The sequence below is a fragment of the Saccharopolyspora taberi genome (assembly GCF_039534165.1).
Classification (GTDB): domain Bacteria; phylum Actinomycetota; class Actinomycetes; order Mycobacteriales; family Pseudonocardiaceae; genus Saccharopolyspora_D; species Saccharopolyspora_D taberi.
Map to the genome: position 1 here is coordinate 22,538 of NZ_BAAAUX010000009.1, position 10,373 is coordinate 32,910.

The window sequence follows — 10,373 nt, forward strand, 5'->3', positions numbered from 1 at the left end:
TCTCGATCGGCATGGCGCTGGAGGCGGCCGACGATGCGCTCGGCGACCGCGATGAAGTTCTCGCCGCTGACCACCCCGCCGCAGCCTTCGCGCTGCACCTCGCGAAACACCGGGCCCTCGCGGCGCTGAGTTGATCACCGGAACGACGTCCTTTCCCCGGGTTTCCGGTTGAAACTGGAAACACGAAACTCGTTCCCTGCGGCGGTGTTCGGCGGTTGGCTGAGGTCATGACTGATTACCGCGCACTCGACCGGTTGCTGCTGCCGGATGAGAACACCTGGGGTCAGGGCATCCGGCCCTACACCGCCGCCGAGCTCAACGAGATCGCCCAGAACGTCAACGAATCCAAGCAGCTGGGGTATGGGGCCCGGCTTCATGCCGACACCGGCGGCTACACGCCGGGACAGCCCGGGGGCCGCCGGGCAGCGGTGCCGTCCGGCTTCGACGCCGCCGATCACCCGAACCGGGCCGGGCTGGTGCCAGGCGCGGCAGACCCGGACATCATCACCGAGTTCGGCGAGCCGGTGCAGCAAGTCGACCCGCGGCTGCGGGAACTGTTCATCGCGCGGGGCTGGGTGCAAGATCAGCACGGTCGGCCGCTGCACCCGCGCCACGAGCAGCTGCTGAGCGATGACCGGATCGGCATGGTCACCGGGCTCGGTTTCGGCTGGTGGTACGGCGAAGCGGTCGTCGCTGACGCCGTTGTCACCACGGGGACGGGTCACGTCCTGGTCGTCGACCGCGATACCGACGCCGGCCGGATTCCCTCACTGCCGGGCGGTTACACCACGCCGTCTGATTTCGGCCGGACCGTGGCGCAATGGCAGACCGGGGACCGCCCGGTCACCGCCGAGGGCATCGTCACCGGCGCGCTGCGCCGCACCGCAGCCGAGACCGGGCTGGTGGTGCCCCGCTGGGCCACTCCGGAGCTGGTGCGCGGTATCCGGCCGGTGAGCAGCGTGCACACGCTGCACGCCTGGACCATGACCGTGACGGTCCGGGTCCACCTGCCCGGCACCGAGCTGCCCGCGCTGGAGCGGGCGACCTCCGCGCGCTGGGTGCCCGATTACGCCACCGTGCTCGACAGGATGTGGCCGGACCACCGCCGCGCGTTGCTCGCTGCGGTCGAATGACCCATTGCCACCCGCTCGGCGCCCGGACAGCTACCGTCCGGGCGCCGCTGGTCCCTGGGCGTGCGCCTACCGCTCTGCGTGGGTCCACACGTGCAGTACACCGGCGTGCAGGCACTCAATCCGCAGCGAGCTCGGGCCTTCCGGTACCGCGAGATGGTCTATATCGGAGACGTGCCGGATGTGTGCCAGGCCCTCGGTGACGTAGAGCCCGCGCGCCCCGAGGCCGACCATCATCGCGACGAACTCGTCGAGATCGTGCTGGCTGAGCTCCGGGCCGAAATCTGCCCGGGGCAGCCGCTCGACGTTGCTCAGTCCGGTGGGGATCAGCACCAGATCCTCGGCCGCGGCGCAGGTTTCGAGCCGGAGATACAGCGAATGGATCTCATCGGAGGGGCGATTTCCCGCGAGGAGCCGATTCCGCTTGCGGGCGCGCGTGGTGGGCAGGTCGGAGATCATGACCGGGTTATCGGTTTATGACGCCTGGCCCCGTACGCGAGCCACCCGATCAGGGCCGTGGCCGGTTCTCGAAGGAGATCGCGCCGGTGGCCCCGGGCCGCCGGCGAGGGTGGTGTGCGTGCAGTTCGTGCTTGAGTCGGGTGCCGTTCGGCCTGGGGCCTGATGAGGTCTTTTCCGGAAGGGTCATCCGGCCGGGTTTCCCCGCGTCTGTTCTGGGGTGACACTGAGGATGACGTGCAGGATTCGCAGGTTTTGAGATGACCGCCTCAACTGGTGCCGCCTCGTCGGAGGGTCTTCGGCTCGCCGAGGACTTCACCATGCCCGTGGACATGGTGACCAGCACGTTCGCGATCTTGGGCAAGAAGGGGAGGGGCAAGACCCACTGCGCCTCGGTGCTCACCGAAGAGATGATCCGTGAGGGTGTGCCCACGTGCATTCTCGACCCGACCGGGGCCTGGTGGGGCCTGCGCTCGTCGGCGGATGGCACGGCGCCGGGTTTGCCCGTGGTCATTTTCGGTGGTGAGCACTGCGATGTGGACTTGCCCGAGACCAGCGGCACGATCATCGCCGACGTGCTCATCGAGCAGCGCTTTCCTGCCGTGCTGGACATGTCGTTGTTGAGTAAGTCGGCACGCCGTAGGTTCGCCACCGAGTTCCTGGAACGGTTGTACTGGAAGAACCGGCTTCCCCTGCATTTGTGCCTGGACGAAGCCGATGAGATCGCGCCGCAGCGAGCCCATGCCGGGGTGGAACGGCTGCTGGGGGCGACCGAGGACGCGGTGCGGCGCGGCCGGATCCGCGGCCTGGGGATCACACTGATCTCCCAGCGCGCGGCCGCGCTCTCGAAATCCGTGTTGTCGCAGGTCGACAGCTTGATCGTGCTGGGCATGACCGCGCCGCACGACATCAGCGCGGTCGACGCGTGGGTGGGGCAGCACGCCGAGGAAGCCCAGGCGCATGAGGTCAAGGCGACCTTGCCGGCACTGCCGGTCGGCGAGGCGTGGGTGTGGAGCCCGGAATGGCTGGGCGTGCTGCGGCGGGTGCACGTGCGGGCGAGAACCACGTTCGATTCGTCGGCGACCCCGAAGACAGGGCAGGTGCGCCTTCAGCCGAAGCAGTGGGCGCAGGTCGACGTCGCCGCCCTGGCATACCGGCTCGCCGACGCCGAGCAGAAAGGCGCCGAAACCGATCCCCGGCGGTTGCGGGCACGAGTTCGCGACCTTGAGCGCCAGCTCGCCGCCGCTTCCGAGCCGCCTCCGCCGCGCGAGATCGAAGTGGAAGTGCCGGTGGTCACCGAGGAACAGACGGCCGAGCTGGACCAGCTGGTAGGCCGGCTCGAACAGGTGGCCCAGGCGAGTGCCGAATCGGCCCAGGCCCTCGCCGAAGCGCTGGGCCGCGCCCGCCCGCCCGCCCACGATGCCGCACCGGCCGCGCCGGCGGCGGAACCCGAGGCTGATGCCGAATCCCTCCAGGCCCCCAGCAGCGAGGTCACGCCGACGCCCACCAGCGGCAACGGTGGTCTCGGGAAGGCCGAGCGAGAGATCCTGGTGGCCTTGGCCCAGCACGGCCCGCGCACGAGGACCCAGGTCGCGTTGCTGACCCGGCGCAGCCATCGCAGTGGCGGTTTCCGGAATGCGCTGAGCCGCCTGCGCACGGCCGGGCTGGTCGAGGGGCGCGGCGAGATCGCCATCACCGAAGCCGGCCGCACGATGCTGGGCGGTGCCTGGCAGCCCTTGCCGACCGGGTCTGCGCTGCTGGAGTGGTGGTGCCGCACCCTTCTCGGGCGAGCCGAGCGGACGATCCTCACCGAGCTGGTGCGCTGCTGGCCGGACGAGGTCAGCGTCGACGAGCTCGCCGCCCGCACCGGCTACAGCCGTGCCAGCGGCGGGTTCCGCAACGCCTTGAGCCGGCTGCGCTCGCTCGAGCTCGCCTCCGGCCGGGGAAGCCTGCGGGCGGCCGACACCCTCGCCGAATAGATCGCCGGGCAGCTACGGCCGCGGGCGTTCGATCGGGCAGTCGGCCAGCACAGTGGCGACCCGGCAGCCGCTGATGACCCAGTTGCCGAGGTCGTTGTCGATGTAGCTCAGCAGCGCCGTGATCTCGTTGTGCCGGTCCTTGAGCGGCTGGGTCCAGATCCGCTCAACTAACGATCCGGTTCCGGAATTCGTGCAGCTCGATGACCGGTCGCTCGATGGTGGTGCGCGCACGATCCGGGGCGCGGGGAAAGCCACCGACAAGATCGGGCCACAAGGCCGTATATCTCTTGGCCAGCAGGAACCGCCAGAAGCCGAATCCGAGTTCGGTGAGGGTCTGCCCGTCGCAGTCCGGCTTGCCCTTGGCGCGGACACGCTGCCGGGCCTTGGCGATGTCTTTCCGCGCGAACCCGTCGAGTTCGCGGGCGGGGTCATCCAGCCATGAGCCGGGGCGGCCGGCGGCGGCGTGTCGTCCGGCCAGCCGGTCGGCCAGCGCGTTGCGGAGAACAATCTCGAGATGGCTCAGCGTCTCCCAGAACGCGCCGCTGATCTGGGTGTTCCACCGGTACAGCTCGAGCGCCGCCTCGGCGTCTGCACCGCAGGCGTCGAGGTAGCCCTGCGTCCGGGGCTGGCTGAACAGCAGCAGAGTGCTGCGCGCGTGCTCGTTGTTGTGCGAGTTGTGAGCGAACAGCACGGTCGGGTACGGTAGCTGATGAAGACCCCAGAACGGTCCCTGTGTAGTCACATTCAGTGACAGGCCAAACCGCTGGGGTTATGGCTTGAAAAGGCGCCGCCCACTGGGCGGCGCCTTTTTCGTTCCGGCGGTGAGCTGCCTCTTTCCCGGAAAGGACGCCTTGGCGCACTATCGGGTGCACGGGAGTCCGGGGAGGAGGCTGTGGTGCCCGACAGGCGTCCCCGCGGACCGGTGCCGGCTTGGCGGCCGCATGGCCAGACCCTGCGGGTGCTGGCCGCGGTCGACGACGTGCTCGACCGCTACGCCGCACAGCTCCCGCTGAGCCTGCGGCAGATCTTCTACGTGCTGGTCTCCGACGAGATCCTGCCCAAAACCGAACGGGCGTACAAAAACTTGTGCGAGCACCTGGGGATGGCGCGGCGCTCGGGGCGGCTGGACTGGTCGGTGATCAGGGACGACACGCAGGTCGTGGTGCAGGCCCCGGCCTCGTTCGCCGACCCGGCGGACTTCTGGCGGGCCCTGCGCGGCGCCGCCGAGGAGTACCGCCGCAACCGTCAGGACGGGCAGCCCGTGCGGCTGGAGTTGTGGTGCGAGACGGCGGGCATGGTGCCGCAGCTGGCCCGCATCGGCGCCGAGTACGGCCTGCCGACCTACTCCGGCGGTGGGTTCGACGGGCTGGCCGGCAAGCACGACGCCGCCGAGCGGGCGGCCGCGTGCGGGGTGGAGACCGTCGTGCTGCACGTCGGCGACCTCGATCCCTCGGGAATTCACCTGTTCAGCGCCCTGGCCGAGGACGTCGCCGCGTTCGCGGCCGCCGCGGGCGGCCGCATCCGGTTCGAACGGATCGCGGTCACCACCGACCAAGTCGAGCGCTACGCCCTGCCGACGGCGCCGCCGAAGGCCAGCGACCGCCGGTCGTTCACCGGCACCACGACCACGCAGGCCGAGGCGCTGCCGCCGGATGTGCTGGCCGCAGTGGTGCGGGCGGCGATCGAGGCCCACCGCGACCCAGACGTGCACCAGGCGGCACTGGCGCGGGAAGAAGCCGAACGCAGCGCGCTGCGCCACCAACTGGACGTGTGAGCGCACCAGGTGCGCCGGCCGCGAACAGCCAACCGGCGCATCCTGATCGAACAGCCCGTCAGAAAAGCCCTCCGGCTTCCATCTCCTTCATGACGCGGAGGTCATCGTTGTCCTCGTGCAGGCGCTCGGCGAGCCGGTTCACAACGTCGCGGGCCTCGGTGGCGCTGACAACCCGATCCGCGATTAGGGAGAGGAGGTGCTGTACGGCGGCGAGCTCGATGGCGATGCAGGACTCCGCGCCGGGGTACTGCTTCCGGTGTTTGGCGGTGGCCAGAGCGTTGACGATCACGTTGATGTCAGTGATCTCCTGGTCATCGATCCGCAGCCGCTTCACTGTCTGGTTGTAGGGCACGACCCGACGTCCTCTCCTCGAGCGCTCAGTGCGGGTGGTTGAGAATGCGCGCAGCGCGGGCGTCGGCCAGCACTGAATGCTGTTCCGGGTTGAGCAACGCCCGCGGCGTGGTTCCGGGCGCGCCGGGATGTGGTCGTCGACCAGCACGAGCCGTCCGATACCAGCCGTGGAAGCCCGGTCCCGTGCAATCTCGACCTCTTCGTCGGTCAACTCACTGACGTTGAGGACGGCCTCGACCTCGCGGGTGCGTGCCCTTCGGCGTGAAGCCGATCGCGGAACTGCGCAAGCAGCCCGTCGAAGTGGTCTGCGAACGACTCGCCAGGTCGTCGCGCCATAGATCCGATTCCCATGTGCGGGACAGTACGGTCGGCACCCCAGACACGATCGGGTAACACCAACGGCAGGGTTGTTGATCGTGTTCAACGCGCTGACCTGGACGGGCCGCGCTGTTGTGCTGGCTATCGGGGTGAGGTGCTGGCGCGCAGTTCGGCTGCGGCCGCGCGCACCACGTCCGCCTGGCGGCCGCGGGGCAGCACCAGCGGGTGCCACTGGTGATCGTCGGGGGTCAGCCACGCGGGCTCGGCGGGCTGCGGGGCGGGCACCGCGGGGTCGTGGCTGCCATGCCGCCATTCGACCTCCCAGGTACCCCACCGCGTCAGCGCGGTCACGGCGTGGCGCGGGCGCAGCCGGAGCTGTCCCCACGGCCCGACGTCCTGGTACCGCCACATCGTCGGACTCCCTTCGTCCTGTGCCGTGCTCGGGGACGCCTGGCCACCGGTGACGCCGCTCTTCCCCTGATTCCCAGGGGTTCCCGGTGTTGCCAGGGTTTGCGGGGTTGGTGGGAGGGTCCGAGGTGCGCCGCCGGTGGCGTCCCTGTCCGGAAGCCTACGAGCCAGGGGTGATGCGGCCGTGGTCGCGCGGCGATGTCATGGCAGGTTCCGCTGGTGGCGGGCGTGTTCGACGCTGGCGGCGGTGTTGTCGGACGCCCGGCTGTGATCGGCTCATCGAGCCGAAAGGGGGTCTCCGGGATGGCGCTGACGGATCTGGTTCCGCGGATGCAGGAACTCCTGCGTGCCGAGTGCGATGGGGAGCGGCTGCGTGCCGAGCTCACGCCCGAAACGGCGGTGTTCGTGATCGGGGTGATTGAGTGGGCGACGCAGCGCCGGTACGTCGCCCGGCTCGGCGCGGTCACGGCTTACGACGACGTCCTGCATGAACTCCGCGCGGCCGCCGCCGGGCCGCCCGGCGTGCCCACGGAGATCGAGCTCAGCCCGTGGACGGGCGTGATGCTGACCGAGACCGTCGCGTGGGCGGCCGAGGCCCGTAATCACGCTCCAGACGCAGCGCCGCGCGAGGGCTACGCCGACGCGCTGGCCCGGCTCCGCACCGCCTGTCGCGGGCATCCGGAAGCGGCGGCGGTGCTGGCCGAACACGGTTCGAAGTAGCACCGGCCGCCGCGGACACGGAGGACTGGGGTCCTGGTCAGCGGCGTTTCCGCTTTCCGCCTCCGGTGCGACCGCCGGTGTCGCGGCGGGCCTTGCGCGCGGCAAGTTTCTCGGCCCGGCGGCGCTCGGTCTCGGTCATGCCATCGCCCCGGTCGCTGGGGGCTTCCGAGCTGTCCATCGCCCGGCCGATGGCCTCCAGCAAGATGCGGTCGGTCTCGTCGGTGCGGATCGGGTGCTCAATCAGGTGCGCCTTGGCCGCCTCGACGACCTCCATCTCCACCAGGGTGCGCTTGCTGCGGTCACGGGTGATCGCGGACTGGCCGGGAGCGATGCCGAATGCGCTGAGGTCCGGGCTGGTCGTGCCGAGGACGGCGTCGAGCAGGTCGAGGGCTTCCTGCTCGGTCACGTCCAGCCGCTCGGCCTCCGGCACGCCCCGCGCGGTGGCTTCGAAGTCGTGGACCTGCTGCATCACGACCCGGCGAGCCGCTTCCCGGCTGGGGCTGATTTCCCTGTTGCCGGCGAGCCAGGCGGCCAGCGCGGTCACGACGTAGAGCTCGCCGATGCCGGCCGTGGACTCCTCGAGCCGCCAGCCGCCGAACGCGCCGGTGGTGGGCTGCTGGTCCACGACGGCGAGCGCGGCGTCCTGGTCCTCGGCGGGCACCAGGTCGGTGACCAACTGCCGCACCCCGGCCACGACGTCGGCGTTGTCGAGGCGGACGGTGCGGTGGCGCTCGGCGGCCTCCAGCATCATCGAGATCAGGTCAATCGCGCGCTTCACCGGGAAGGAGAAGCACGTCCCGGGGAACTTGCCTGCGTAGGGGCTGTCGGCCACCGTGTCGTCGTAGGTGGAGATCCGGCCTGCGTAATCCGCGAGCGTGTCGGCCTGGCCTCCCATGTAGGCCAGCGCCATCCGCAGTGCCCACGCGTTCATCAGCCCCAGGCGTTCCCGGATCTCCGGCGGCACCACCTGGCGAAAGAAGTCGGGGCCGAGCCCTTGGGGTGTTGACATCACTTCGGTCCTTCGTCTCGGCTCACACTCCGTGTCGGCACAGTACCGACACGGCGCGGCTGCCTGACCGCGAACGGCGATCTCGCACAGGGCGCGCCAGGCTCAGCGGCGACGAACCCCAGAAACCCAGGTGTTTCCGGTGTTTCCAGGTTTTGCGGGGTTTGCGGGGTTTCCCGGCTCTCGGTCCGGCGATGCGAGCAGCGGCCCTCCGTTCGGCGGCGTCGGCGAGACCATCGACGGTGATGGTGACGGGCGTGCGCGATGTCGATGGCCAGGGCCTGCGTCCTAGGGCCCGTGTAGGTCCGCACCCCTTCGTGACCAGCGCGAATCGCCGTCTGCTTCCGCGAAAGCCGCACGATGGCGGGGGAGTCGGCCATTTCCGTGAACCTGGCGATCGGGGCCTGCCGCTGGCGATACGGTCATGATCGGGAGCAACGCGACGGTGGTCGGCGCCTCGACGACCCCGGCGGCTCCCGAACCCGAGCATGACCGCCTGAACAGCTCCGTTCGGTGCTGAGTTGACCGCTTCGCCCCTGGAAAGGAGCAGCGTGACGACGATTCGTTTCGCCAGTTACAACTTGCTCGACTACGGCTTGTCCGACACCGCGGAGGCCACCGCCCGCTACGAGCGGGTGCACGAGGTCATCCGCAACCTGGGCGCCGACGTGGTGGCTGTTCAGGAGGTCATCGCCGACGACCCTGACGACGAGGGCGGCCCGGACAAGGCCGCGCTGGCGGGCAAGAAGTTGGCGCAGCTGGCCGAGGCCACCGGCCTGGAGTACGAGCACGCTCCCGGTAAGCCCGCCCTAGCAGTAGGCAACCACCGCTTCCACGTCGGCCTGCTGTGGAAGCCGGGCATCGAACCCGCTGGCGGGTTCCGCACCTACTCGGGCACCAACGTCTGGCACAGCCTGGTCACGCTGGATCTCGACGTCGGTGCGGCGCGGCCGCTGCGGCACGGCGCGTTCCACGCGACCCCGTTCGGCCGCTACCGGCGCGCCGATGAGTTCGAGCGGGTGCTGTCGACGATGACCCGGCCGGACAACCGGCCGCCGGGTCTGATCGGCGGCGACTGGAACTCGGTGTCGGCCGACCGGGTGTTCAAGCCCGGCTGCGTGTCCGAGGACGACGCCGAGCCGGACCGGTGGGTCTACTACGACCCGGACCCCTACACCGGCCTCGACGCCGACAGGCAGCCGCGGCAGTGGCACGGCGACCTGGTGTACCAGACGAAGTGGGAGTACAACGACGTCGGCGAACGCCGTTGGTGGGCCGATCGGGAGCCCGGCGAAGTGCTCTACGCCGGCGGACTGCGGGATGTCGCGGCCGCGCTGAACGCGCCGTGGAAGACCACCGTCGGCCACTGGCCCACCGGCGACCCGTTCGGCGCGCGCCGCATCGACGCCGTCCGCGTGACCCACGAAGTCGTGGACGCGCTGCGGGACTACGCGGTCGTCGACTCCGAGCTGGCGCTGACGGCCTCGGATCACCTGCCGGTGCTGGTCGACTACGACCCCGCCGCGATCCCGGCGCAGGAGGCGTGATGAGGCAGTGGATCGGCGGTGAGGCCAGCATCTGGCCGGACGAGAAGTGGGAGATCTACGCCGTCCCCGGCCCGGACAGCGCGGTGGCCGAGCTCGCCGCGCGGCACCGCGGGGTGCTCGAAGAGTTTCCGGAGCACCTGTCGGTGGTGGACCGGCAGTGGTTGCACATGACGGTGTATCCCGTGCCGTGGTGGGCCTCGGAGGCCCCCGAGAGCGAGGTGCGGCGGCTGCACACCGCGCTGTGCGACGCGGCCGCCGGGCTGGAGCCGGTCACGGTCACCGTCGGCCCGGGTCTGGCCAGCCGCGTGGGCCCGTTGCTGGAGACCGACACCGCCGACGACGGGCCCTGGGCGGAGGTGACCAGCAGGATCGCCGCAGTGGCCGAAGAGATCACCGGCACGCCAGCGGCGACCACCTCCCCGGCGCACGTGTCGCTGGCCTACACCACCGCCGACCTGGACGTGGCTGGGCATGAACGGCTGGCGTCCCGGCTGCGGCGGGTCCGCAGCAGCCCGGTGCGGGCGCAGTGGACGGTGGACACCCTCCACCTGGCCCGGGTCCGCCAGGATCCGGTCGCGCACACCTACACCTGGACCGAAGCCCACCCGATCCCGATCGGAACGCGTCGCTCACCGGCGGGTTGAACGGCTCTGAACAGCAACGACGACATCGAAGGGACGGGTG

At 70.2% G+C, this 10,373-nt stretch carries 11 protein-coding genes; 6 read left to right on the top strand and 5 right to left on the bottom strand.

Annotated elements, in window-relative coordinates; all coding sequences use genetic code 11:
- Window positions 1-227 precede the first annotated feature (227 nt).
- Complete coding sequence (locus ABD691_RS08200; protein ID WP_344678876.1) at window positions 228-1,133, top strand: NUDIX hydrolase; 906 nt, start codon at window positions 228-230, stop codon at window positions 1,131-1,133.
- 66 nt (window positions 1,134-1,199) lie between these two features.
- On the opposite strand, the gene ABD691_RS08205 is transcribed toward ABD691_RS08200, so the two are convergent.
- On the bottom strand, window positions 1,200-1,589 hold the full coding sequence (locus ABD691_RS08205; RefSeq protein WP_344678877.1) for a hypothetical protein: 390 nt from the start codon (window positions 1,587-1,589) through the stop codon (window positions 1,200-1,202).
- Window positions 1,590-1,846: 257 nt separating this feature from the next.
- On the opposite strand from ABD691_RS08205, the gene ABD691_RS08210 reads away from it, so the two are divergent.
- Window positions 1,847-3,565: an ATP-binding protein gene (locus ABD691_RS08210; RefSeq protein WP_344678878.1), complete on the top strand. Its 1,719-nt coding sequence runs from the start codon at window positions 1,847-1,849 to the stop codon at window positions 3,563-3,565.
- A 163-nt stretch (window positions 3,566-3,728) separates the two neighbouring features.
- Here the strand turns inward: ABD691_RS08210 and ABD691_RS08215 are convergent, their stop codons facing one another.
- Complete coding sequence (locus ABD691_RS08215) at window positions 3,729-4,256, bottom strand: hypothetical protein (protein ID WP_344678879.1); 528 nt, start codon at window positions 4,254-4,256, stop codon at window positions 3,729-3,731.
- A gap of 204 nt (window positions 4,257-4,460) precedes the next feature.
- Between ABD691_RS08215 and ABD691_RS08220 the strand changes: the two genes are divergently transcribed.
- Window positions 4,461-5,339: a hypothetical protein gene (locus tag ABD691_RS08220; RefSeq protein ID WP_344678880.1), complete on the top strand. Its 879-nt coding sequence runs from the start codon at window positions 4,461-4,463 to the stop codon at window positions 5,337-5,339.
- A 58-nt stretch (window positions 5,340-5,397) separates the two neighbouring features.
- On the opposite strand, the gene ABD691_RS08225 is transcribed toward ABD691_RS08220, so the two are convergent.
- Together ABD691_RS08225 and ABD691_RS08230 are read right to left on the bottom strand one after the other, a co-directional pair.
- Window positions 5,398-5,901, bottom strand: coding sequence for a hypothetical protein (locus ABD691_RS08225; protein WP_344678881.1), 504 nt, complete (start codon window positions 5,899-5,901; stop codon window positions 5,398-5,400).
- Window positions 5,902-6,149: 248 nt separating this feature from the next.
- A complete protein-coding gene (locus ABD691_RS08230; RefSeq protein ID WP_344678882.1) occupies window positions 6,150-6,419 on the bottom strand; it encodes a hypothetical protein in 270 nt (89 codons plus the stop codon).
- 216 nt (window positions 6,420-6,635) lie between these two features.
- Here ABD691_RS08230 and ABD691_RS08235 point away from each other — a divergent pair, with 216 nt between their 5' ends.
- Entirely contained in the window at window positions 6,636-7,136 is a 501-nt protein-coding gene (locus tag ABD691_RS08235) for a hypothetical protein (protein ID WP_344678884.1), read from the top strand.
- Between the two features lie 37 nt (window positions 7,137-7,173).
- On the opposite strand, the gene ABD691_RS08240 is transcribed toward ABD691_RS08235, so the two are convergent.
- Window positions 7,174-8,145, bottom strand: coding sequence for a C15 family peptidase (locus ABD691_RS08240; RefSeq protein ID WP_344678885.1), 972 nt, complete (start codon window positions 8,143-8,145; stop codon window positions 7,174-7,176).
- Window positions 8,146-8,693: 548 nt separating this feature from the next.
- On the opposite strand from ABD691_RS08240, the gene ABD691_RS08245 reads away from it, so the two are divergent.
- Both ABD691_RS08245 and ABD691_RS08250 read left to right on the top strand, forming a co-directional pair.
- A complete protein-coding gene (locus ABD691_RS08245; RefSeq protein ID WP_344678886.1) occupies window positions 8,694-9,689 on the top strand; it encodes an endonuclease/exonuclease/phosphatase family protein in 996 nt (331 codons plus the stop codon).
- On the top strand, window positions 9,689-10,333 hold the full coding sequence (locus tag ABD691_RS08250) for a hypothetical protein (protein WP_344678887.1): 645 nt from the start codon (window positions 9,689-9,691) through the stop codon (window positions 10,331-10,333). Before ABD691_RS08245 ends, ABD691_RS08250 begins: the two co-directional genes overlap by 1 nt.
- Window positions 10,334-10,373 lie beyond the last annotated feature (40 nt).

What these genes read in the sequence shown, in the direction of transcription:
- ABD691_RS08250 (WP_344678887.1), top strand. Translation starts at nt 9,689, where the DNA reads ATGAGGCAGTGGATCGGCGGTGAGGCCAGCATCTGGCCGGACGAGAAG.
- ABD691_RS08240 (WP_344678885.1), bottom strand. Translation starts at nt 8,145, where the DNA reads ATGTCAACACCCCAAGGGCTCGGCCCCGACTTCTTTCGCCAGGTGGTG.
- ABD691_RS08205 (WP_344678877.1), bottom strand. Translation starts at nt 1,589, where the DNA reads ATGATCTCCGACCTGCCCACCACGCGCGCCCGCAAGCGGAATCGGCTC.
- ABD691_RS08200 (WP_344678876.1), top strand. Translation starts at nt 228, where the DNA reads ATGACTGATTACCGCGCACTCGACCGGTTGCTGCTGCCGGATGAGAAC.
- ABD691_RS08230 (WP_344678882.1), bottom strand. Translation starts at nt 6,419, where the DNA reads ATGTGGCGGTACCAGGACGTCGGGCCGTGGGGACAGCTCCGGCTGCGC.
- ABD691_RS08210 (WP_344678878.1), top strand. Translation starts at nt 1,847, where the DNA reads ATGACCGCCTCAACTGGTGCCGCCTCGTCGGAGGGTCTTCGGCTCGCC.